General features: G+C 68.0%; 17 protein-coding genes. 10 read left to right on the top strand and 7 right to left on the bottom strand.

The features are described 5' to 3' along the window. Positions 1 to 63: 63 nt before the first annotated feature. A complete protein-coding gene (locus tag OIM94_RS00655) occupies positions 64 to 822 on the bottom strand; it encodes an EAL domain-containing protein (RefSeq protein WP_264609953.1) in 759 nt (252 codons plus the stop codon). A 99-nt stretch (positions 823 to 921) separates the two neighbouring features. Next, positions 922 to 1,803, bottom strand: a complete 882-nt coding sequence (locus OIM94_RS00660; protein WP_264608218.1) for a LysR family transcriptional regulator — start codon at positions 1,801 to 1,803, stop codon at positions 922 to 924. 106 nt (positions 1,804 to 1,909) lie between these two features. Here OIM94_RS00660 and OIM94_RS00665 point away from each other — a divergent pair, with 106 nt between their 5' ends. The 7 genes from OIM94_RS00665 to OIM94_RS00695 all read left to right on the top strand — a co-directional run bounded on the left by OIM94_RS00665 (position 1,910) and on the right by OIM94_RS00695 (position 11,286). Then, entirely contained in the window at positions 1,910 to 3,457 is a 1,548-nt protein-coding gene (locus tag OIM94_RS00665; RefSeq protein WP_264608219.1) for a proton-conducting transporter membrane subunit, read from the top strand. A gap of 4 nt (positions 3,458 to 3,461) precedes the next feature. Then, the gene (locus OIM94_RS00670) at positions 3,462 to 5,858 is read left to right on the top strand and encodes a YbcC family protein (RefSeq protein WP_264608220.1); all 2,397 of its coding nucleotides are present in this window, start codon (positions 3,462 to 3,464) and stop codon (positions 5,856 to 5,858) included. Beyond that, positions 5,855 to 6,115 (top strand): hypothetical protein, encoded by a 261-nt coding sequence (locus OIM94_RS00675; RefSeq protein ID WP_264608221.1) that lies wholly within the window; start codon positions 5,855 to 5,857, stop codon positions 6,113 to 6,115. The genes OIM94_RS00670 and OIM94_RS00675 overlap by 4 nt, the downstream gene beginning before the upstream one ends. Before the next feature lie 37 nt (positions 6,116 to 6,152). Continuing rightward, a complete protein-coding gene (locus tag OIM94_RS00680) occupies positions 6,153 to 7,094 on the top strand; it encodes a hydrogen peroxide-inducible genes activator (protein WP_264608222.1) in 942 nt (313 codons plus the stop codon). 73 nt (positions 7,095 to 7,167) lie between these two features. After that, a complete protein-coding gene (locus OIM94_RS00685; protein ID WP_264608223.1) occupies positions 7,168 to 8,853 on the top strand; it encodes an ABC transporter ATP-binding protein in 1,686 nt (561 codons plus the stop codon). Then, positions 8,843 to 9,904 carry an HlyD family secretion protein gene (locus OIM94_RS00690; protein ID WP_264608224.1) on the top strand — a complete coding sequence of 354 codons (1,062 nt, stop codon included), beginning with the start codon at positions 8,843 to 8,845 and terminating at the stop codon, positions 9,902 to 9,904. The genes OIM94_RS00685 and OIM94_RS00690 overlap by 11 nt, the downstream gene beginning before the upstream one ends. Further along, positions 9,901 to 11,286, top strand: a complete 1,386-nt coding sequence (locus tag OIM94_RS00695) for a TolC family protein (protein ID WP_264608225.1) — start codon at positions 9,901 to 9,903, stop codon at positions 11,284 to 11,286. Before OIM94_RS00690 ends, OIM94_RS00695 begins: the two co-directional genes overlap by 4 nt. A 156-nt stretch (positions 11,287 to 11,442) precedes the next feature. Here the strand turns inward: OIM94_RS00695 and OIM94_RS00700 are convergent, their stop codons facing one another. Further along, positions 11,443 to 13,227 carry a thiamine pyrophosphate-requiring protein gene (locus OIM94_RS00700; RefSeq protein WP_264608226.1) on the bottom strand — a complete coding sequence of 595 codons (1,785 nt, stop codon included), beginning with the start codon at positions 13,225 to 13,227 and terminating at the stop codon, positions 11,443 to 11,445. Between the two features lie 169 nt (positions 13,228 to 13,396). On the opposite strand from OIM94_RS00700, the gene OIM94_RS00705 reads away from it, so the two are divergent. From OIM94_RS00705 to OIM94_RS00715, 3 genes are read left to right on the top strand one after another with little or no spacing between them, the layout of a single operon-like run. Then, a complete protein-coding gene (locus tag OIM94_RS00705; protein WP_264608227.1) occupies positions 13,397 to 16,504 on the top strand; it encodes a response regulator in 3,108 nt (1,035 codons plus the stop codon). After that, the gene (locus OIM94_RS00710) at positions 16,489 to 17,361 is read left to right on the top strand and encodes a CheR family methyltransferase (protein WP_264608228.1); all 873 of its coding nucleotides are present in this window, start codon (positions 16,489 to 16,491) and stop codon (positions 17,359 to 17,361) included. Before OIM94_RS00705 ends, OIM94_RS00710 begins: the two co-directional genes overlap by 16 nt. After that, complete coding sequence (locus OIM94_RS00715; protein WP_264608229.1) at positions 17,354 to 19,159, top strand: response regulator; 1,806 nt, start codon at positions 17,354 to 17,356, stop codon at positions 19,157 to 19,159. The genes OIM94_RS00710 and OIM94_RS00715 overlap by 8 nt, the downstream gene beginning before the upstream one ends. A 12-nt stretch (positions 19,160 to 19,171) precedes the next feature. Here OIM94_RS00715 and OIM94_RS00720 read toward each other — a convergent pair whose 3' ends face one another. The 4 genes from OIM94_RS00720 to OIM94_RS00735 all read right to left on the bottom strand — a co-directional run bounded on the left by OIM94_RS00720 (position 19,172) and on the right by OIM94_RS00735 (position 23,870). Continuing rightward, entirely contained in the window at positions 19,172 to 20,158 is a 987-nt protein-coding gene (locus OIM94_RS00720; RefSeq protein WP_264609954.1) for a LacI family DNA-binding transcriptional regulator, read from the bottom strand. Positions 20,159 to 20,217: 59 nt separating this feature from the next. Beyond that, positions 20,218 to 22,287: a phosphocholine-specific phospholipase C gene (locus OIM94_RS00725; protein ID WP_264608230.1), complete on the bottom strand. Its 2,070-nt coding sequence runs from the start codon at positions 22,285 to 22,287 to the stop codon at positions 20,218 to 20,220. Between the two features lie 134 nt (positions 22,288 to 22,421). Next, entirely contained in the window at positions 22,422 to 23,156 is a 735-nt protein-coding gene (locus OIM94_RS00730; RefSeq protein ID WP_264608231.1) for a Crp/Fnr family transcriptional regulator, read from the bottom strand. 57 nt (positions 23,157 to 23,213) lie between these two features. After that, on the bottom strand, positions 23,214 to 23,870 hold the full coding sequence (locus OIM94_RS00735) for a hypothetical protein (RefSeq protein WP_264608232.1): 657 nt from the start codon (positions 23,868 to 23,870) through the stop codon (positions 23,214 to 23,216). Positions 23,871 to 23,876: the final 6 nt, after the last annotated feature.

Consider the following 23,876-nt stretch of genomic DNA (forward strand, 5'->3'; position numbering starts at 1 on the left):
TGTGTCGCCCAGGGCGGGCTCAAGAGATCCTGTATCGCCCGACAGGCGACAGGACTAGTCGGGTCAGAAACGAAGCGCCTCTTCCGCGATCGCCGGCAGGGTGCCAAGCGCGGGGCGGGCATACCAATAGCCCTGATGGTAGCGCACACCGAGCCCGCGGAGCGTGGCCGCTTCGGCGGCGGTCTCGATTCCCTCGGCGATCAGCAGCGTATCCAGTTCGGCGCAGAGCCCCGCTACGGCGCGGACGATCGCCTGGCGCCGGCGATCCGTTTCGATGCCGCGGATCAGTTCCATGTCGAGCTTCACCTCGTCCGGCGCGAAACGCGCGAAGCGATCGAGCCCCGAATGGCCCGCTCCGAAATCGTCGATCGCCACCTTGAAGCCGATCTGCTTGTAGGAATCGATGATCGTCGCGACATGGTCGGGCGAGGCCATCTGCTCGTTCTCGGTAAATTCGAAGATCAGCCGGTCGAGCGGCATCCCTACCTTGCGCGCGGTCTGGAGCGTCAGCTGGATGCAGGCGATCGGCGAATAGACCGCGTTGGGCAGGAAGTTGATCGAGAGATGCGCGTCCGTCTCCATCAGCCCGGCCGCCATCGCGCTTTCGATCGCCTTGACGCGGCAGGCCTGATCGAAGGCGTAGCGGTTCTGGTCATTCACCTGCGACAGCACGCCATAGGCGCCGGAGCCGTCGGAGCCTCGGACGAGCGCCTCGAACGCGAAGGGCTCGCCGGTCGCCGTGTCGACGATCGGCTGGAAGGCCATGTCGAACGGAATGTCGAAATCGGTGCCGTCGCGGCAGCCGGTGCAAATCTTCCGCATCTCCATCCAACCGCCGATAGCGCGCTTTCCCTAATAATCGACAAAGCATCGCGCCGATACTGCGCGTTTCCGCGCCTGGGCGCCACGTTTCAATGGGTCCTACGCCGTTCCCTTGGCATGTTCCAGCAGTACGCGGACCAGCGGATTGGGAAAGCGGCGATCGAGCGTCACTGCGTAGAAGCTCTCACGCACCTGCGGCAGTTGCGCCAGTTCGACCAGGCTGCCCGCTGCCAGCTCGTCGCGCACCACGATCGGCGGCAGCACTGCGAGGCCAACCCCGTCGCGGGCAAGCAGTCGCATCATCGCCATGTCGTCCACCTCCGCGGCAATCTGGGGGCGGACGCCGAGGGTCGCGGCAAGCGCATCGAACGCGGCGCGGACGCTGCTTTCCAGCGTGGGCAGCACCAGCGGCTGGGTGGCCAGCAGCGCCGCCAGGCTGGTGTCGCCCAAGATGTCGGGGCGGCCGATCAGACTTACCCGCTGCTCGGCGATCTTGTGGGCGAGGTAGGGGGTGATCGCGTCGCGGGCCGGCGGCCGGTTGGCCAGCACCATATCGAGCTGGAGGCTCGCCAGTGCCTGCATCAGCTCCGCCGCGCTGCCCGAGCGCAGCACCAGTTCCACGTCGGCGCGGTGAAGCAGGGGCTGGACGAAGCCGATCTGGAAGTTGCGGGACAGGGTTGCCAGCGCGCCGATCCGCACCGCCTGCCGCGCGCGGCCGGTCTCGCGCAGCACGTCGAGCAGCTCGTCGCCCGTGGCGAAGATCGAATCGGCATGGTCCAGCGCGATGCGGCCCGCCTCGGTCAGCACCAGCCGGCGCCCCTCGCGCTCGAACAGCGCATGCCCCAGGCGCTCTTCCAGCTTGCGGATCTGGGTGGACAGCGCGGACTGCGACACCGCCATGCGCTCGGCGGTGCGGGTGAGGTTACCGTCATGCGCGACGGCCCAGAAATAGCGAAGATGATTATAGTTCAGTTCGCGCATGATGCTTCTCTGAAAGAGAACGATATGCACCATACAATGAATTTTATATGATCATTCCGCAAGCCTAACGCTCGCTCCCGACAAGATAGGGAGTTCGGGTGTGAGCATGTGGTGGTTGGCGAATGCAGGTCCCGCGCTGCTCGCTGCGGCAGCGGTCGCGGCGGGAAGCGGACGGCAGTTCCGGCCGGGATGGACCATGTCGGTGGTGTCGCTGGCGGCGTTCGGGTCGCTGCTGGCAGCGGGCGCGCTGGCAGGCTGGGTGGCGTGGCGCGGCCCCGCCACGCTGGCGATCCCCGGCGCGGAGTCGCTCGTGGCGACGCGGCTGGACGTGGTGAGCGTGCCCATGCTGCTGCTCGTGAGCTTCATCGGCTGGGTGGTAGTTCGGTTCGCCGCTACCTATCTCGACGGCGAGGCACGCCAGGGCAGCTTCATGGCGTGGCTGGCGGTGACGCTGGCGGGCGTCATGCTGCTGGTAACTGCGGGCACGCTGCCGCAGCTCGTCTTCGCCTGGATCGCGACCGGGCAGGCCCTGCGCCGGCTGCTGCTCTTCTATCCCGAGCGTGCCGCTGCCCGCCGCGCGGCGCGCAAGAAGGCGCTGAGCACCGGCCTGGCCGACCTGCTGCTGATCGGATCAGCGGTGCTGCTGTGGCGTGCGGTCGGCACGACCGACATCGCGACGCTGCTCGCCGCTGCCCGTGCCGGCACCGCACCGGCGGCGATGGCGCTCGCCGCCTGGGGAATCGCGTTGGCTGCGATACTCAAGTCCGCCCAGTTTCCGCTGCATGGCTGGCTCACCGAAGTGATGGAAGCGCCGACGCCGGTGTCCGCGCTGCTCCATGCCGGGGTGATCAACGCCGGCGGGTTCCTCCTGATCCGGCTGGCCGACGTGATGCTGGCCTCGCCTGGGGCATTGGCGCTGCTGGCCGTGCTCGGCGGCTTCACCGCGCTGTTCGCCAGCCTGGTGCTGCCCACCCAGCCGGCGATCAAGACCCAGCTCGCCTGGTCCACCGTTGCGCAGATGGGTTTCATGCTGCTGCAGTGCGGGCTGGGGCTGTTCTACCTCGCCCTGCTGCATATCCTGGCCCATTCGCTCTACAAGGCGCACGCCTTCCTGTCCTCGGGCGGGGCGGTGCAGCGGATCGCCGCGGCCCGCCGGCTGGGGCCGGTCGCCAGGCCGGACGGCACGGCCGTGGCATTGGCGATGCTGGGCGCCGGGATCCTCTACGGGGCACTCGCGATCGGCTTCGGGGCGTGGACCAAGCCGCCCCAGGCGGTGGCGCTGGGCGCGATCCTGATATTCGGTGTGGCCTATCTGATCGTCCAGGGGATGAGCCCGGCGGCACCGCGCCCGCTGCTCCAGCGCACGCTCGGCTTCGCGATCCTCGCCACGGCCGCCTATTTCCTGCTGCACAACCTGGCCGAGCGTCTGACCGCCGGCACGCTGCCCGCCGTGCCGATGCCCGGCCCGTTCCAATGGGCGCTGCTCGCCATCGCGCTGCTGGCTTTTGGCGGGATCGCGGTCGCGCAGGCGATGCTGCCGCTCTGGTGCGACCATCCCGCCGCACAGCGGCTGCGCACGCATCTCAGCCAAGGACTTTACCTCAACGCGCTGCTCGATCGGGTGATCGGCGGCCGGCTTCTCGGAAAGGCTTGACCCCATGTATCGCAGTGCCGACCCGCAATCGCATGCCGCGCAGCCCAGCTATATCGGGTTGCTGCTCGAGGCCGCCGATCAGGCCGCCCGCGGCATCCCGCCGCTGTGGCCACTGGCGACCAGCGTCGCGGTGAACCCGTTCCTCGGCCATGCCGGGCGCAGTCTTGCCCAGGCATCGGCCTGGCTGGTGCGCACCAGTGGTGCCAGGGCGACGATGCCGCGCAGCTGGTATCGCGCGCGGATCGCCGAGAGCGCGATCTACGAAACCGATCTGCATGCCGCCTGGTCGGCCACGCCCGCCACCGAGCGCCCGGCACTGTTCGAGACCTTCCTGATGACGATTCGCCAGGATGTCGTTACCCCCGCGGCCCTGCCGACGATCACAGACTTGGCAGGGAGGGGCGGCGGCACCGACTGGCCTTCGCTGGTCGCCGACCAGATCGGCGGCTGGGCGGGCAGCTATTTCGATGCGGGCCAGGCGCTCTGGGCAGCACCGCAGCAGCCGCAAGCCTTTGCCAGCTGGCGCCAGCAGGCGATGCTTGATCGTACGCCCGAAATCTTCGGGCTCGCCGGGTTCCGCGCCTTCGTCACGGCCGCGCCGGAAACCGCGACGGATGCGATTGCGGTCAGCGCCGCGCGGCTCGGGCTGCGGCCGGACGCGGCGGCGCGCTACTTCGAGCGGCTGCTGATGAGCCTGGGCGGCTGGGCGCAGTTCGCCCGCTATCGGCGCTTTCAGGCCGAACTGGCGAGCGGCGTGGACGACACGCTGATCGATCTGCTGGCGGTGCGGCTGCTGTGGGAAGCGGCGCTCTGGGAACTCGGCGGCGCGGCGCTGCGGCAATGCTGGGCGGAGGTGGCTGAGGGCTATGCCGGGGCTTCGCGTCCTGCTGCGGATGTCTGCGTCGACGCAATCCTCCAGCATGCCGCCGAGATCGCCGAGCAGCGTCGGCTGGCCCATCGGCTCCACGCATCGGTTGCGCCCGCTGTCGCTGCAGCGCCGATCGCGCAGATGGCCTTTTGCATCGATGTCCGCTCGGAGCCGATCCGCGCCGCGATCGAGCGTGCCGAACCCGGCATCCGGACGCTTGGCTTTGCCGGATTTTTCGGCCTGGGCACTGCGCACCGTCCGCATGCCGCATGTGACGGGGAGGCGCGCCTCCCCGTGCTGCTGCGGCCCGGCCTGACCAGCGACGACGGCGCAGATCCGCATCTCGAGGCGCTGGACCATGCCAATGCCCGCGGTGATCGCGCCTGGGGGCGGTTCAAGCAGGCGGCGGTTTCATCGTTCGCGTTCGTGGAGGCTGCCGGGTTCGTCTACGCCGCCAAGCTGCTCAAGGGCACGCTCGGCCTGGCGGCGCCGAAGGCCGCGCCGCGCAAGCCGCGTTTCCATCCGCCGCTGCCGCACAAGGACGCGGTGGACGCGGCGGAGCGGATCCTGCGCGCCATGTCGCTCACCGGAGACTTCGCGCCGCTGCTGGTCCTGGTGGGGCACGGCGCGGACGTGACCAACAATCTTCATGCGAGCGCGCTGCAGTGCGGGGCGTGCGGCGGGCATGCCGGCGACGTCAATGCGCGGCTGCTCGCCGGGCTGCTCAACGATCCCGTCGTCCGCAAGGGCCTGGAGGCGCGGGGCATCCACCTCCCTGCCGGGACGGTCGTGATCGGTGCCCTGCACGACACTACCAGCGACCGCATCCAATTGTTTGCCGACGATGTCGCGGCCCCGGCCGGAGCGCTCGCGGCGGTGGAGCAGGCACTCGCCCGCGCCTCGGTGGAGGCCGCGATCGACCGGGCCGCCCGGCTGCCCCGTGCCGAGGGTCTGCGGCAGATCGCGGCGCGCGGGCGGGACTGGGCCGAGGTTCGGCCGGAATGGGGGCTTGCCGGGTGCAGCACCTTCATCGCCGCGCCGCGGGCGCGCAGCGCGGGGCGATCGCTGGGGGGCAGGGCGTTCCTCCACGACTATGACTGGCGGGCCGATACCGATCTCGCGGTGCTGGAACTGATCCTCACCGCGCCGGTGGTGGTCGCGAGCTGGATCAGCCTGCAATATTACGGCTCCAGCGTGGCGCCGTCGATGTTCGGCGCCGGCAACAAGCTGCTCCACAATGCCGTGGGCGGAATCGGCGTGCTGGAAGGCAATGGCGGCCTGCTGCGCGGCGGGCTGCCGTGGCAATCGGTGCATGACGGCGCGGGACTGGTGCATGAACCGCTCCGCCTCAGCGTGGTGGTCGAGGCGCCGACGGACGCGATCGACACGATCCTCGCCCGGCAGGACGGCGTGCGCACCCTGTTCGACAATCACTGGCTGCACCTGCTGGCGATGGACGGGCAGGGCCGGATCGCCTGGCGCTATGCCAGCGGGCTGCGATGGCAGCGGTTCGAGGGGGAGGACGCGGCATGAGGACCGACATCGGCAGCCCGCCCCGCGCCGCGCCGGAGCCCGAGGTGGAGATCGCGGCGATCGAGCGCCGTATCGCGTGGGTGCTTGCCCATCCCGGCACCAGCCCATGGCTGCACGCCGCGTTGCAGACGGCGATGGCGCAGGATCCGATCGGTATCGCCAACGACGTCGAGATGCTGCGGCATCTGCTGGTGCCGCGCAGCACCGCGCACGCCATGCTCGCCGCGGCCATGGCGCGCTGCGGGCAAAGCAGGTAGGCGAAGCCGCAACAGTTGTGCTTCATGTTAGAGCTGTATGGATCTGAAGGCATCGTCCGGTTTCGAGCAGCAGATCAGCCTGCGCCAGCTCCGCTATCTGGTGGCGCTGGGCGGGGAGGCGAGCTTCACGCGCGCGGCGGCAGCGTGCGGCGTCAGCCAGCCCTCGCTGTCGCAGGCGATCCGGCAGCTCGAGGACGCGCTCGGCGCACCGCTGGTCGAACGCGGCGCGCGCGCCTTCCTCACCCCGCTCGGCCGCGAGGTGGCGGAGCGGGCACGGCGCATCCTGCTGGAGGTGCGCGATCTGGGTGAACTGGCCAGCGCTGGAGACACCGCACTGCTCGGCACGATCCGGCTGGGCGTCACGCCCACCATCGGCGCCTATCTGCTGCCGCGCCTGGTCGCCCGCCTCCACCAGCAATTCCACGAATTGCGCGTTCATGTCCGCGAGAATTCGCCGGCACAGCTGGTCGAGGGGCTGGCCGCGGGCACGTTCGACGTGATCCTCGCGCAACTGCCGCTCGCTGCGCCGGGGGCGCATCTCGAGCGGCTGTTCCGCGAACCGCTGCATCTCGCCATGGCCGCCGACCATCCGCTTGCCGCCCGCGACGCGATCGCGCGCGAGGATCTTGCAGGGCAGGACCTGCTCACCCTCCAGCGCGGCTATCGGTTGGCCGAGCAGACCATCGCCATTGCCGAGGAAGCGGGTGCCCGGGTCCGCGACGATTATGAAGGCACCAGCCTCGATGCGATCCGCCAGATGGCGGGGATGGGGATGGGGCTGGCGGTGTTACCCGAACTCTATGTTCGACAGGAAATCCGGCCGGGCGACGACGTGGTGTCGCGGCCCTTCCGGGCCGGGCGCCATTACCGCGAGCTCGGCCTGCTGTGGCGCAGTGGGGTCGCGCGCGCCGCCGCCTATAAAAGATTGGCGCAGGAACTGGTCGCCTGTGTGGAAGACATAGGAATTTCCTATCGGTGATATAGTCGGCGCGCCATTGTGCTTATGGCGCGCTGCACGCACTTCATCGATCGCGAAGGGAGATGACGTAGCGATGGCGAAACAGAGGATCGGCTGGGCGCAGGTGCGCGGCTGGCTGGGCGAGGTGGTGGGGCCCGATGGCGGCTATCTGCGGCTGGCGATGGTCTATGGCATCGCGATCAGCCTGCTGTCACTGGCGACGCCGATCTCGGTGCAGTTGCTGATCAACAGCGTGGCCAAGATCGCGCTGCCGGCGCCGCTGATCACGCTGTCCGCGCTGCTGTTCGCGCTGCTGCTGATCGTCGTCATCCTGAGCGCGCTCCGGGTCCACATCATGGCGCTGTTCGAGCGGCGTCTGTTCGCCCGCACCGTGGCGGAGATCACGATCCGCGCGGTGCATGCGCGCAACCCCTTCTTCGCCGATGCCCGCCGCGTCGACCTGTTCAACCGCTATTTCGATCTGATGACGGTGCAGAAGAGTGTGCCGAGCCTGGTCATCGGTGGCTTCACCATTCTGCTCCAGTCGGTGGTCGGACTGGTGGTGACCAGTTTCTACCACCCGTTCTTCCTCGCCTTCAACGTGATCCTGATCGCGCTGGTGTGGTTGATCTGGCAGCTCTGGTCGCCGGGTGCGATCCGCTCGGCGGTGGCGCTCAGCCATGCCAAGCATGATGCCGCGCGCTGGCTGGAAGGGCTGGGCACCTCGAACGGCTTCTACAAGTCCAGCCGCCATCTCGATTTCGCGATGGACGGATCGGAATCGATGACTGCCGCCTATGTCGAGGCGCATCGCCGCCACTTCCGCTACAGTTTCACCCAGACCTGCGCCTATCTGCTGCTTTATGCCACCGCCAGCGCCGCACTCCTTGCGATGGGGGGCTGGCTGATCTTGCAGGGGCAGCTCTCCATCGGCCAGCTGGTCGCCGCCGAGCTGATCCTGTCTGGCGTGTTCTACGGCCTGGGGCAGCTGGGCACCTATCTCGACGCCTTTTACGACATGGTCGCGGCGGCCGAGGAAGTCTCGCTGCTCTACGCGATCCCGCACGAGACCCATAGGCGCAGCAGCGAAGCCCCCGGCAATGGCGAGGTTCGGCTGCGCGAGGTGGAAGCGGGCGACGCGCGGTTCGACCTGACCATTCCGGCCGGCGCCCAGCTGGTCGCGGTCGGCGCCGCGACGATGGACACGCGGCTGGCGATGCTGCTGAAGCGCAATACCCAGCCCGACCGGGGACTCGTCATGGTCGGCGGCGTCGATCTGGAGGCGCTGGACGTCTATCGTTTGCGCTCGGACGTGATCGTGCTCGATCGCCCCACCATCGTCGAGATCAGCATCCGCGACTATCTTGGGCTGGCCGGTGCCGGCATTCCCGCGGGCAGGGTGCTCGACGCGCTGGCGCTGGTCGGGCTCGATGCGCGGATCGGCCAGCTGCCGGACGGACTGGATACCCCGCTCGCCGCCTCGGGCTATCCGCTGTCGATCGGTGAGCTGATGGCGCTCAAGCTGGCCAACGCGCTGCTGGCCCGGCCGCGTGTGCTGCTGCTCAGCGCCCTCTACGATCTGATGCCGCCCGAGCGGTTGACCGCCGCGCTGGATGCCCTGCGCGAGGCAGGCACCACGGTGCTGCTGTTCACGGGCCGCCCGGAGGCGATCCGCCGCGACGGCTATCTGTGGCTGGGCCGCGCGACGCAGGCGCGCTTCGATACGCTCGACCAGCTCAATGCCGCCCTTGCCGATCTGGAGGCCCGCAATGCCCTTTAAGCCGGACCATATCGGGCATTTCCCGACGCTCGCCGGCATGCGCCCGCCGCGTATCGCCCGGGTGATCGCCTGGATGATCGTGATCGTGGTGGTGCTCGCCGCTATCACCATGGTCTATGTCCCCTGGGTGCAGACGGCGCCGGGCCGGGGGCAGGTTGTCGCGCTCGATCCGCACGACCGGGTGCAGTCGGTCACCGCGCTGGTGCCCGGCCGTGTCGAGCGCTGGTTCGTCACCGACGGGCAGGCGGTGAAGAAGGGCGATCCGATCGCCAAGGTTTCGGACAACGACCCCGAACTGCTCGCCCGCCTCGCCGCGGAACGGGACCAGGTGCTGGCGGAGATCGCGGCGGTGGAGAGCGCCCGGGCGACGGCCTCGATCGACGTGAACCGCGCCCGCACGCTGTTCAACGAGGGACTTGCCGCCCGTCGCGACTATGAGCAGGCACAGATCCGCGTCGCCGATCAGGGCGCCAAGCTTGCGGACTCGCGCGCCAAGCTCAATCGCATCGAGGTTTCGCTCAACCGCCAGTCGGTGCAGATCGTTCGCGCGCCGCGCGACGGCCGCATCCAGACGCTCAACGCCGCCGCCGGCGCGACGCTGGTCAGCGCAGGCACCGAACTGGCGACGCTCGCCCCCGAGGGCGGCACCGAGCGCGTCGTCGAGTTGATGGTCGACGGTCGCGACATTGCACTGGTCGGTCCGGGCCGCCGCGTGCGGCTGGAATTCGAAGGATGGCCCGCGATCCAGCTGAGCGGCTGGCCCTCGATGGCCTGGGGCCTGTTCGACGGGCGTGTCCGCTCGGTCGACCCGTCCGCCATGCCCGACGGGCTGTTCCGCGTGCTGATTGAGCCGATGCCGGGCACCCAGGCCTGGCCGAACGATCGCTTCGTCCGGCTCGGCGCCAAGGCGCGCGGCTGGGTGCAGGGCGAAACGGTGCCGGTCGGTTACGAACTTTGGCGCCAGCTCAACGACTTCCCGCTCGAATTCGGTGCCGCGTCGGACAAGGGCGAGGAGAAGGGCATGGATATCTACAAGAAGAAAAAGAAATGATCCGGCACCTGCTCGCCCTTTGCGCCCTGGCGTTCGCGGCTCCGGCTGCGGCGCAGGGCCCGCTGACCCTCGATCAGGTGCTGCGCTCTTCGGCGCAGAACGCCCCCCAGATCATCGAGGCGCTGGCCAAGCAGCGCCAGGCCGAGGGCAAGGCGCTGAGCGCCGAGGGCGCGTTCGACGTGGTGTTCGATGTCGACGCGCAGACCCGGCCCTTCGGCTATTATGACGGCTCGGTCGTCGAGGCGAAGGCCAGCCGGGCGCTCGATAACAATGGCGGCGGGCTCTATGCAGGCTACCGCCTCTCCCGCGGCAAGTTCCCGGTCTATGAGGACAAGGCCTACACCAACCAGCTTGGCGAGTTCAAAGTCGGGGCGATCTTTTCGCTGCTGCGTGATCGGGTGACCGACGAGCGCCGCACCAAGCTGCGTCTCGCCGACCAGGATGTCGATGTCGCCCGGCTGGACCGCGAGATGGTCGCGATCGGCGTCCAGCGCCGTGCGATGAGCGCCTATCAGGCCTGGGCGATCGCGGGCTTGCGGCTCAAGGCCTATCGTGATCTGCTGGCGCTGTCCGAGAAGCGGCGCTCGCAGCTCGCGCGGCAGGTGCAACTGGGCGCGCGCCCGCAGATCCTGATCACCGAGAACGACCAGAATCTCGCGCGGCGCCGGTCGCTGGTGGCGCAGGCCGAGCAGAAGCTCGCCGAGAGCGCCAATGCGCTGTCCTTCTTCTGGCGTGATCCCAATGGCGTGCCGCTGGTGCCGGCGGTGGAGCAACTGCCCGAGGCGCTGCCCGAACTCGCGATCGCGCCGCGCAAGGCCGGGCCGATCCTCCGCCCGGACCTGAAGACCGTGCTGGTGCGGATCGACCAGTCGCTGGCGCGTCTGAATCTGGCCGAGAACGACCTCAAGCCGCGGCTCGATGCGCGCGCTGAGCTCGGCAAGGATGTCGGTGCGGTGGGGCTGGGGGGCCCGTCGCGCACGCCGGCCGAGGCGATGGTGGGCATCAAGTTCTCGGTGCCGCTGGAGCGGCGCTCCGCCCGGGGCCGCATTGCCGAGGCCAAGGCGGAGATCGACGGGCTGCGCACCCGCCACCGCATGCTCGAGGAGCAGATCGCGATCGAGGTAAAGGGCATCGCGATCGGCATCGAGGGGGCGGACAAGGTCGCGGATCTTGCGGCGCAGGAGGCCGAGCTCGCCGGCAAGATGGCGACTGCCGAACAGCGCCGCTTCGACATGGGTGCCAGCGACTTCTTCCTGATCAACCAGCGCGAGGAAAGCGCGACCGACGCCCGCCTGCGGGCGCTGGACGCACGCTACCAGGCACTGGTGGCGCGCGCGGATCTGGCGGCGGCGACGGCGGATCGCGCGGTGCTGGGGCTCTGACGCAAGAAGACGGGCCACAAAGGACCGCAGCGCGATGCGCCCTGTTCCTCCAGCGCCGCAAATGCGTCGGGTTACTGCGCGCCCGCACCCCGGTCGCGCAGCCTTGCCATTGCAGCAAGGCCGCAGCGCGGAAGGGCGCCGTGGCCACGCCGTCGGCTAGCCGATGATTTCCTTGGTGATCTGCCGCACCGTTTCCTGAATCACGCCGCCGCGCTTGGCGTCGCCCTTGGTCATCGAGGAGAGGAAGCCCTTCGCCTGGGCGATCGTGAGGTGCGGTGGGAAGGGGGCCACATCGGGGTCGGTCTTCACTTCCAGCACCACCGGCCGATCGGCCCGCAGCGCCGCGTCCCACGCATCGCCGAGCGCGTCCGGCGTATCCACATGGATGCCCTGCAGGTCGATCAGCTCGGCAAAGCGGGCATAGGGGAAGTCGGGTATGTCCTGCGTGGTCGGGAAGCGCGGATTGCCTTCCATGATGCGTTGCTCCCAGGTTACTTCGTTCAGGTCCTGATTGTTGAAGACGCAGACGATGAAGCGAGGATCCGCCCAGCGCTTCCAATATTTGGCAACGGTGATCAGCTCGGCCATGTTGTTCATCTGCATCGCGCCGTCGCCCACCAGGGCCACCACCGGTCGATCGGGGTGCGCGAACTTGGCGCCGATCGCATAGGGCACCGCCGCGCCCATCGAGGCTAGCCCCCCGGACAGCGATGCGCGCTGCCCCGCCTTCACCCGGTAATCGCGCGCAAACCAGTTGGAGCAGGAACCGGAATCCGACGTGACGATCGCGTTGGCGGGCAATCGCGGTGACATCTCCCACACCACGCGCTGGGGATTGACCGGCTTGGCTTCGGCCATGGCGCGTGCCTCGATCGTGTCCCACCATTTGGTGACTTCGTGGACGATGCCTTCCTGCCAGCTCCGGTCGGCCTTGTGCTGGAGCAGCGGGAGCAATGCCTGCAGCGTTTCGGCGGCGCCGCCATGCAGGTTGCATTCCACGGGGTAGCGCAGGCCCAGCATCGCCGGATCGACGTCGATCTGCACCGCGCGGGCCTGCCCTTCCTTCGGCAGGAACTCGGCCCAGGGAAAGCCGGTGCCGATCATCAGCAACGTGTCGCACCCGGCCATCATATCCGACGAGGGCTTGGTGCCGAGCAGCCCGATCGCGCCGGTGACGAAGGGCAGGTCGTCCGGCAGCACGTCCTTGCCGAGTAGGGCCTTGGCGACGCCGGCGCCAAGCCGCTCGGCAATCTCGATCACCTGCGCCGCGGCATCGCGCGCGCCTGCGCCGATCAGGATGGCGACCTTCTTGCCGGTATCCAGGATCTCGGCCGCCTGCGCGAGCGCGCTCGCCGGCGGCACGATCTGCGGCCGCACATAGCCGGGGCCGGAACGGGTGAAGCCGTGCTGGAGCGGCGGTGCCTGAAAGGGTTCGTCCTGCACGTCCTTGGGCAGCACGACGGCCGTCACGTCGCGGTTGGCGATGGCGATGCGGATCGCCCGATCGGTGACATGCGGGAGCTGCGCGGGGGCCGAGACTTCCTGGACGTAGCCGCAGACGTCGGCGAACAGGCGATCGAGGTTGAGTTCCTGCTGATAGCTGGCCCCGCGCACCGTCGTCTCGGCCTGGCCGGCAATGGCGAGCAGGGGAACGTGGTCGAGCTTCGCATCGTACATGCCGGTGAGGAGATGCGTCGCGCCCGGACCGCCGGTGGACAGACACACGCCCATCTCGCCGGTGAATTTGGCATGGGCGGATGCCATGAACGCGGCCATCTCTTCGTGGCGGACCTGGATGAATTCGATGCCCTCGCCCGCAGCCTCCGCCCGCTGGAGGGCGCCGAGCACGCCGTTGATGCCGTCACCCGAATAGCCATAGATTCGCGTCACGCCCCAGGCCTTGAGCCGCTCCACGAAAAAGTCGCTCGTCTGCTTCGCCATCTGCCGTCTCCTGAAGTCATCGGGCCAACGGACGGCAGGGGCGATGGTTCAGGCGGACGTGGCGCAGACCGTCCCGAAGGGGGCATATCGGGGCCTTCCTGTGCAGAGGGTTGCAGCCAGCGGGTAAAGTTGCGTACCACCAGCCGCCTTTATCCCTTTGAGTTTCCTTATGTCGCCCAGCCAACGCAGTCGGAAGCCGTCTCTGCCCCTCTACGCCGGCCTCGCCGCCCTGCTCGTGCTGCCGTTCGGCGCGGACACGGTGCTGCCGCTCGGCACCGCGACCTGGGCGGGCTATCTGCTGCCCACGGTGATCGCCTATGTCGCCGGGCGCCCGGTGGTGCCGCTGGTGGTGGCGGCGATCGCGACGCTGCTCAATTTCGCCGGCTTCACGCTCGCGCCGCCGGGGATCGATCCCTCGATCGTCCTGGTCAACCGCATCCTCGGCACGATCATCATCTGGATCCTCGCCGGGATCGGTTTCGCCTTTGTCCGCAATCGGCTGGCGATCCGGCGCGACGAGTGGCTGCAGTCCGGGCAGGTGGGCCTGGCCAAGGCGGTCGCGGGCGAACTGCCGCTCGATGAGCTCGCCACCGCCGCGCTGCGCTTCCTCGCCGATTATACCGGCGCGCAGGCCGGCGCGATCTTCGTTCGGGATCCCAGCGGTGCGGGCTTTCGCCGGCGCGGCACCTATGCCGTACCCGGTGACGCCCCGCTGCCGGAATGGGTCAGGCCGGGCGAGGGTCTGCTCGGCCAGGCGATCGCCGATCGGCGCCAGTTCGTGCTGGACGCGGTGCCGGAGGGGTATCTCTATTTCGGCTCCGGACTGGGCCAGGGGCAGCCGCGGACATTGCTGATCGGCACGACCGAGGCGGACGGGGAGGTGAACGGCGTGCTTGAGCTCGGCTTCCCGACCGCGGTCGACCCGCTGGCACAGGCACTGCTGGTTCGGATCAGCGGGCAGCTCGGCGTGTCTATCCGCTCGGGCAAGTACCGCGCGCGCCTCCGCGACCTGCTGGAGGAGACGCAGAAGCAGGCCGAGGAGTTACAGGTCCAGAGCGAGGAACTGCGCGTCAACAATGACGAGCTGGAAGCGCAGAGCCGCCAGCTCCAGGACACGGCCGCCAGGCTCGAAGCGCAGCAGACCGCGCTCGAGCAAAGCAATGCGGAGCTGGAGGCGCAGACACGCGCGCTCGAACTGCAGCGCGACGAACTCGCTCGTGCGCAGACATCGCTGGAGCATCAGGCGGCGGATCTGGAACAGGCCAGCCGCTACAAGTCCGAGTTCCTCGCGAACATGAGCCATGAGCTGCGCACGCCGCTCAACTCGCTGCTGATCATGGCGCGGCTGCTCGCGGAGAACCGCGCGGGCAATCTCAGCCCCGATCAGGTCCGCCATGCCGAGACGATCGAGACCTCGGGCAACGACCTGCTGACACTGATCAACGATATTCTCGACATCTCGAAGATCGAGGCGGGAAAGCTGGAGCTCCAGCCACGCCGCATTCGCGTGGCGCCGGTGCTGGACAAGATGAAGGCGGTCTTTGCCGCCTCTGCCGCCGCCAAGGGGCTGGCCTTCCGGACCGAGCAGGCAAGCGGTGCGCCGGGCGAGATCGAGACCGATCCGCAGCGGCTGGAACAGGTCCTCAAGAACTTCCTCTCCAACGCGATCAAGTTCACCGCAAAGGGCGAGGTGTCGTTCGGCGTGGCCCGCCGGCCCGACGGGCGGGTGGCGTTCACCGTGCGCGATACCGGCGTCGGCATTTCGGCCGAACAGCAGCAGGTGATCTTCGAGGCGTTCCGCCAGGCGGACGGCACCGTCAGCCGCAAATATGGCGGCACCGGCCTCGGCCTGTCGATCTCGCGCGAACTGGCGCGGCTGCTCGGCGGCGAAGTGGTGGTGGAGAGCATGCCGGGCGAGGGCAGCGCCTTCTCGCTGGTCCTGCCCGAAAGCTATGACCCCGCGCTGGTACAGGCGCCCGCGCCGCTGCCGAGCCCCGCGCCGGTCAAGCCGCAGCCGTCCAATCCCAAGCCCGGCCGCCGCCGCGCCGCGGAGCCGACCGAGGATGATCGCGAGACATTGTCCGGCGATTCCCGCGTCATCCTGATCGTCGAGGACGATCCGATCTTCGCGCGCATCCTGTGCGATATCGCGCACGACCAGGGGTTCCAGTGCCTGATCGCTGGCACCGCCGACGAAGGCGCGCTGCTCGCCCGTCAATATGTGCCGAACGCCGTGATCCTCGACATGAACCTGCCGGATCATACCGGCCTGTCGGTACTCGACCGGATCAAGCGCGACGTGCGCACCCGCCACATCCCGGTGCATGTCGTCTCGGTTGACGATGACAGCCAGGCGGCGCTTTCGAGCGGGGCGGTCGGCTATTTGTTCAAGCCGGTGAAGCGCGAGCAACTCGTCGACATGCTGGAGGGGCTGGAGGCCCGCATGGCGCAGCGGATGCGGCGCGTGCTGGTGGTGGAGGACGACGCCCAGCAGGCGGAAAGCGTCAAGGCACTGCTTGCCTCGCGCGACGTGGAGACGGTGGAGGCGCATTCCGCCGCGCAGACCGTGGAACTGCTCGGGCAGGACACGTTCGACTGCATGGTGCTCGATCTCAACCTCCCCGATGCCTCGGGTCTCGACCTGCTCGACCGGCTGAGCGAAGACGATAGCATCGGGTTCCCGCCGGTGATCGTCTATACCGGCCGCGACCTCAGCCAAGACGAGGAACTGCGGCTGCGCAAATATTCCAAGTCGATCATTGTCAAAGGCGCCAAGTCGCCCGAGCGGCTGCTCGACGAGGTAACGCTGTTCCTGCACCAGGTAGTGTCTGAACTGCCCGAGCCGCAGCAGGCGCTGATCGCCAAGTCGCTGGGTCGGGATTCCGCGCTGGAGGGTCGCTCGATCCTGGTCGTCGAGGACGACATCCGGAACGTTTATGCACTGACGAGCATTTTCGAGCCCCATGGAGTTAAGGTTCGCATCGCGCGCAACGGTCGCGAGGCGCTGCACGCGCTGGAAGAAGCCGCGCACAAGCGCACCGACCCGGTCGATCTCGTTCTGATGGACGTGATGATGCCGGAGATGGATGGGCTCACCGCCACACGCGAAATTCGCAAGCATCCCTGGGGTAAGACTCTGCCGATCCTCATGCTCACCGCGAAGGCGATGGCGCGAGACCATCAGGAATGCCTGGACGCCGGCGCCAACGACTATCTCGCCAAGCCGCTCGATATCGACAAGCTGCTGAGCCTGGTGCGAGTGTGGATGCCGCGGTGATCGACGACGTCGTCCTGCCGCACGAGGAGATCGAGCTGGACCTGCTGCTCGAGGCGATCTGGCGGCACTATCAGTATGACTTCAGAGGCTATTCGCGGGGTTCGCTGCACCGGCGGATGGAGCGCGCCTGCCAGCGCTTCGGCTGCGCGGGGTTGTCGCAGCTGCAGCACCGGTTGCTGCGCGAGCCCGCGATTTTCACCGAGCTGATGGGCTTTCTCACCATCCAGGTGAGCGAGATGTTCCGCGATCCCGGTTACTTCCGTGCGCTGCGCGAGACGGTGGTGCCGCACCTGCGAACCTGGCCGTCGCTCAAGGTGTGGATCGCCGGTTGCGCCAATGGCGAGGAATTCTACTCGCTTGCCATCCTGTTCCGCGAGGAAGGCCTGGAGGAGCGAACGATCTTCTACTGCACGGATATCAGCCCCGCGGCGCTTGCGAAGGCAGATGCAGGCATCTTCGATCTGGAGCGCATCCCGCAGTTCACCGAAAATCACCGCCTGTCCGGCGGGCATAGTTCGCTTTCCGATTACTATACGGCGGCCTATGGTAGCGCGGTGTTCGACAAGAGTCTTCGCGCCCGCGCCGTGTTCGCGGAGCACAGCCTCGCCACCGATCAGGTGTTTGCCGAGGCGCAACTTGTGTCGAGTCGGAACGTGCTGATCTATTTCGATCGCGGACTGCAGGATCGGGCCCTGGGCCTTTTCGGAGAGTCGCTGGTGCGCGGCGGGTTTCTGGGACTGGGCGCGCGGGAGACGTTGCGCTTCTCGCGCCATGCGGAGGCGTTTGCCGACTTCAATCCCGCTGAAAAGATCTATCGGCGCAACACTGCCGAGATGAAGGCGACGGCCGATGCGTGAGCCTGTGAAGGTCCTTGCCGTCGACGACGTGCCTGAGAACTTGGTCGCGCTGGAAGCGCTGCTCGCGCAGGACGGGCTGGAACTGCTCACCGCCCCTTCGGGCATGGAGGCGCTGGAGTTGCTGCTGGTGCACGACGTGGCGCTGGCACTGCTCGACGTGCAGATGCCGGGCATGGACGGCTTCGAGCTGGCCGAGCTGATGCGCGGCACCGAACGTACCCGCCGCGTGCCGATCATCTTCCTTACCGCCGTCGCGACGGACGAGCGGCGCCGGTTCCGCGGCTATGAGACCGGCGCGGTCGATTATCTGCTCAAGCCGGTCGATCCGCAGATCGTCCGCAACAAGGTTGAGATCTTCGTCGAACTCGCCCGGCAGCGACAGGAGGTTGCCCGCCAGCGCGACCGGCATGCTGCGGCACTTGCGCGTCTCAAGGCGCATCGCGACAACTCGCCGTTGGCGATCGTGGAGTTCGATGCCGAGCAGCGCATCATCGCCTGGTCGGCGGGTGCCGAGCGGATGTTCGGCTGGCGCTCGGCGGAAGTATCGGGTTTGCGCCCGTCCGAGCTGGAGTGGCTCGACGCCGAGCACGCGGCGCTGTTCGACACGATGATTCGCGGCATGATCGTGGGCGAGCGGGTGCGCGACATGCGGCCGCTGCGCATGCGCACCGCCGTGGGGGTCACGCTGGACTGCGAAATCTACGGGTCCGCGCTGCTCGGCGCGGACGGGGCGTTGCTCTCGGTCAACACGCAGATTCTCGACGTCACCGATCGGGTACGTGCCGAGCAGACCCAGCGGCTGCTGATCGGCGAGCTCAATCACCGGGTGAAGAATACGCTGGCGTCGGTCCAGGCGATCGCGACGCAGACGCTGCGCCACTCCTCCGGACCATCGGACTTCGCGCCGACCTTCATCGGTCGCATCCACGCGCTGGCCCGGGCGCATTCGCTGCTGAGCAGCACGACCTGGCAGGGCGCGAGCCTGGAGGAGCTGGTGCAAGGCCAGCTCCAGACCGGAACGATCGATCCGGCGCGGTTCGATACCGGCGGCCCCGCGGTGGATCTGGCGCCAGAGCCCGCCCTCCATCTGGCCCTCGTGCTTCACGAACTGGCGACCAACGCGCATAAATACGGGGCCTTGTCGGTGCCCGACGGACGCGTGGCGCTGCACTGGTCGATGCGGGGCGACATGCTGGATCTCGACTGGCGCGAAAGCGGCGGCCCGGTCGTGGCGCCCCCCACCCGCCGGGGGTTCGGCACCGCGCTGATCGAGCGCAGCCTGAAGGCGGAGGGCGGCAGCGCGGTCGCCAGCTATGACGCCGGCGGTCTGGCCTGGACGCTGTCCATTCCCTATGCCAGCGCGGTGCGACTGCGCAGCGACCAGCGCGCCCAGCGCAAGGCGGGGCCGGTGCTGCCGGCGAATGGCGCTGCGGCGCTCGCCGGCAAGCAGGTCCTCATCGTCGAGGACGAGCCGCTGGTTGCACTGGAGTTGTCGACGATCCTCCTCGATGCCGGATTGAAGGTCAGCGGCATGGCGGCGACCGCAGAGGAAGCGATGGCGGCCATCGCCGCAACGGATGCGGATGCAGTGCTGCTCGACGGCAATCTGCAGGGGGCGCTGGTCGATGACGTCGCCGCTGCCCTGCTCGCGCGGCAGATGCCGTTCCTGGTTGTCAGCGGCTATGGCCGGGATCACCTGCCGCTCGGGCTCGATGCGGTGACGGTGATCGAGAAGCCGTTCGACGCGCAAACCCTGCTGGCCGCCCTGCACCGCGCGCTGGTGCCGATCCCGGTCTGAAGGCGCCGCCGCTCAGGCGGAATCGCGGACGATCAGTTCGGGCAGCATCGCCACCGATCCCACGCTCTTGCCAGCGATCCGCGCGAGCAGCAGCTCCACCATCAGGTCGGCGCCATACGCCACGTCCTGCCGAATCGTGGTCAGCGCAGGCGAGGTGTAGCCGGCGAGCAGGATGTCGTCATAGCCGACTACCGCCACATCGGACGGTACGCGCAGACCACGATCAGCGAGCGCGCGGATCGCGCTCATCGCGATGACGTCCGATGCGGCGAGCACCCCGTCCGGCGCCGGATTGGCATCCAGATAGGCGCGCATCTCCTGATAGGCGTTCTCGACCGTCAGGTGAATCGGTACCACCGTGTCGACGACGTCCGGCACCTCCATGATGGCGGCGTGGAAGCCCTTGTAGCGATCGGCGAATTCGGGGACGTCGGGGGTGCCAAGGAAGGCCAGCCGCTTGCAGCCGCGCGCGATCAGGTGGCGCGCGGCGAGCTCGCCGCCGGTTACATTGTCGGTCCCCACGGTGATCTGGTTCGATCCCAGGCGTGCGGCACCCCACACCACCATGCGGCTATACTCGCCAGCGACGCGTTCGATCACGTCGATCTGATCGGACTGTCCGATCAGAACGATGCCGTCGACGCGGCCCGAAGCGATGATGTCGTCCAGCCAGTCCGGTCCCTGCGGTACCACGCGCGACAGGAAGAGGTCATAGCCGCGGCGGGTCAGTGCATCGGCCAGGCCGCCGAGCAGGCCCATGAAGAAGGGGTCGGACAGCGCCTGATCGACCTCGTGCCCCAGCGGCACCACCACGCCGATCGCCCCGGTACGCTGCTTGCGCAACGCGCTGGCGGTCTGGTTGAGGCGGAAGCCATGCTCTCGGGCCAGCGCGACGATCCGCTCGCGCGTGCCCCGGGCGACACGGGGATGGTTGGACAAGGCTCGCGAGGCGGTGGAAACCGATACACCCGCAATCTTTGCCAGCTCGACAAGGCCCACAGACTTCAATTGCGTCGCCCCCCGCCGGACTAATTCTGTCAGCGCTGACAGTATCGCGTCTAATCGATTTGTAAAACCTCAACTTGCATCAGTGGCGGTTCCGACCAGCCATCCTTGCCATTTTCGATGCGCCCGGCAAGCCTGCGTCGGTAACCGGTGGCATCTGGATCCCGTAGGATGAGATCATACCAGCCGCCCGTTGCGCCCAGCGCGACGCGTACGTCCCGCGCAGGCAGACGCCCGCTGGGGGCGAGCGTCGGGTGGCGCGGCCAAGTTGCGACAAGGGGTTGGCGCGGTTGCAGGCGCAAGCCGGGCGTATCTGCGCGCAGCTGTTCCCAGCGCAGGCTGCCGGCCAGCGCGTCGCCTTTTCCCGCGAAATGGCGGTGGAAGCCGATCGGGCCGAGCAGCCAGAGATCGTAACGCCCATCGGCCGCATGCAGCCATTCGGCCTCGACCGAGCCGCCGGTCGCCAGCGTGAAGCGGCGCGGCAGCGCGTCGGGGCGCAACCGATCGTAGACGTGCACCACGGCCGGGGCGCCGGCACAGTCGAATCGCAGCCGTATCCCACGCGAGTCGAGCGCGGCTTCCTGCACCTCCAGCGCGTAGGGCAGCGCGCGGCTCCGGCGCACACCGGGCTCCTGCGGGGGTGCCGTGTCCGCAGCCGGCGGTGCGCTGGGCTCGGGCTGGGTCGGCAGCGCCGCGGCGCGTGCGGCCAGCGGGCGCGGATCGGGCAAGCGAAGCGCTGCCGGCCGGTTGGGACTGCGGAAGTCGAACGCGCTGGTCAGGTCGCCGCATACCGCGCGGCGCCACGCCGAAATGTTGGGCTCCGCCACGCCGAAGCGGATTTCGAGGAAGCGAAGTACCGATGTGTGATCGAATATCTGTGAGTTGACCCAGCCACCGCGGCTCCATGGCGAGACCACATAGCAGGGCACGCGCGGACCAAGGCCATAGGGGCGGCCGATCAGCTCGGGGCGCTCCGCCTTGTCGTCGGCGATGCTCGGCACACGGTGATATTCGCCGGTCGTCTCGATTTGCGAGCTGCCGGCGTATCCGCCCGGCGCGCCCGGGTCCTCTGACGGCGGCGCGGGGGGCGGCACATGATCGAAAAAGCCGTCATTCTCGTCGAAATTGACGATCAGTACGGTGCGCGCCCAGACCTCGGGATTGGCGGTCAGCGCGTCGATCACTGCGGCGGTATAGGCGGCGCCCTGTGCCGGGCTGGACGGGGCGGGGTGCTCGCTTCCCTTGGCATCGGCGATCACCCAGGACACCTGCGGCAGCCGGCCGGCGAGCGCATCCGCGCGCAGCTGATCCAGCCCGTGGGTGGTGCGTGCCCGCTCATATAGCGGCGAGCCGGGCTGCGCCTCGCGATAGGCCGCGAACCCAACCAGCGGGTTGTCGGTGAAGTTGTCCGCCATGTCCTGGTAGATGCGCCAGTCGATGCCAGCGGCCTGCAGGCGTTCCGGATAGGTCGTCCAGCGGTAGGAATCCGGATGTCCGCCCTTTTCCGGGAGCTCGTCATGCGAGTTGCCGATCGACGGGCCACCTCGCGTGCCGCTGGGATCGTTGGTGCCGGTCCACAGGAACAGACGATTGGTGTTGGTGCCGGTGTGCACCGCGCAGTGATAGGCGTCGCACAGCGTGAAGTGCTCGGCCAGCGCGAACTGAAAGGCGAGGTCCTCGCGCGTATAATGCCCCATCGCCCGCTCGGTCTTCGCCGCAGCCCAGCGATGCATCCGCCCCTGGTCCCAGGCAGCCTGCGCATCGGGCCAGCTGTGCGGCGTGCCGGCAACGCGCATCAGCTCGAAATGCGCCTTGGTCGAGAGATGGAAGGGGGCGACCAGGCGCCCGTCGGCCGCTTCCTGCGCCCAGATGGAGCGCCCGCCGGGCAACGGCACCGTCAGCGGATCGCCAAAACCGCGCACGCCCCTCAAGGTGCCGAAATAATGATCGAAACTGCGATTTTCCTGCATCAGGATCACGACATGCGCGACGTCGGCGATCGTGCCGGTGCGGACGTCCGCTGGAATGGCTGCCGCGCGGGCGATCGATGCGGGCAGCGCGGAAAGCGCCGCCGCCTGTGCACCGGATGCCAGAAATCGCCGCCTGGTCGTGCCGCCCGTCATCTTCGCCGTTGCCCCCGTATCGTCGCTATATGCAAGTCCGTGCAGTAGTAGCGTGACGGGTTGATGACGACAGAAGGGTGCGTGAATAGCGGAGGTCTCTCACAGGCAGCAACGAGCCGGTACGGCAGGCTGCCTCAGCGCGTGAGCGCTACCGCCTGCGCGCCGCGGGGACGTTCGGCAGCGGTGCGAGCGACCGGATCCGCAACGGGCTTGCCGTGCTGCTTGAGCCGCACCACACCGCCGCGCCATTCCAGCACGCCATCGCGGCGCATTGCCTGCAAGGTGCGGTTGACATGCACGCTCGTCAGCCCAAGTGCGTCGGCCAGCGTCTCCTGGGTGAGCGGCATCACGAAATCATCCGCCCCTGCGCGGCCCGCCAGCAACAGCCGCTCGCGCATTTCCAGCATCCAATCGTGGATCCGCTCATAGGCGCTCATCCGACCGAGCCGGGCAATCTGGCGCAGTAGATGCGCTTCGTCGAGCGCGGCGCTGGCGGCATAGGCTTCGCACAGTCCCTCCGTATCCGTAGCGGGCGCGGGACAGAGCATCGCATCGGTGAGTGCCGTGATCGTGCTTACGGCGATCGGTTGCGCGTTTCGCGCTTCCTGGATGATGTCGCCGGGCACGAGGAAACTCAGGATCTGGCGTCGACCATCGCTGAACAGCTTCACCCGCCCCAGCCATCCATCCACGACCATCAGCGAGCCGCTGGTTCGCTGCCCCGCCTGGACTAGATCGCGACAGGCAGCCACCCGGTGGGGCAACTCTGTCGCCAGCCTGAGGGCACGGCGCTCGTCCTCGCTTAGCGAGGAAAGCGCGCTGAGCCGGCTGAGAACGGCCGCCTCCGCAGTGGGAGTATGGTTGAACATGATCCCGAAGCAACGATCCATCGGGCGCAGAGTTCAGAATGATGTTGTTAACAAGGATCAGTATCGCAAAGTGTAATCACGCAAATGCGCCAGATAGCGGATTCCGCCCGGAAGTATCGCTAGGGATGTTTCTATACCGAATCGTTCTGGCAGGACGGTGGTGAGAAAGGCGCTGCCGAAACCGGACGTGTCCGCAGTGGCGAGGCGGAGGATCGGAACACCGCGCTCCCGCCACGTGAAGAAAAGCCCGTCGTCGCAGCAATGCCACCGAATGGCGAGGGTCGAGTTCCGACCTGCGTCACCCAGCATGCCGAACTTGATCGAGTTGATGCTAAGCTCGTGCAGCGCCAGCGCGACGAGCCCGACCATGGCCGGGCGCAGGAAAACGGTGGGCCCGTTGATCGTGATGCCGGGGGCATCGCCGAACCGGAAGGCTCCCAGGGCGTCGCGAACCAGCAGTTCCAGGTCCGTCTCCGCACTGTGGTCGGTCAGTCTGGCCGCATTGCGCACCGTTTGGTGCCGTTCGTCGCGATGCGCGAGCGCGACATCGTCGGGGACGGCAGGCGCCTTGTCGGCCGCAGCATGGGTGTCGATCAAGGCTCCCAGAAAAGCCAATATGTCTTGTGGGGTTCGCGGCTCCGCCGGGCCATCCACGTGCCATATGGGTTGGATGGCCTGCAGATGCGGGCGCTGATCGTGCAGGGAAACCGTCACCCGTGC

Origin of the sequence: Sphingomonas sp. R1 (assembly GCF_025960285.1) — a bacterium.
Classification (GTDB): Bacteria; Pseudomonadota; Alphaproteobacteria; order Sphingomonadales; family Sphingomonadaceae; genus Sphingomonas.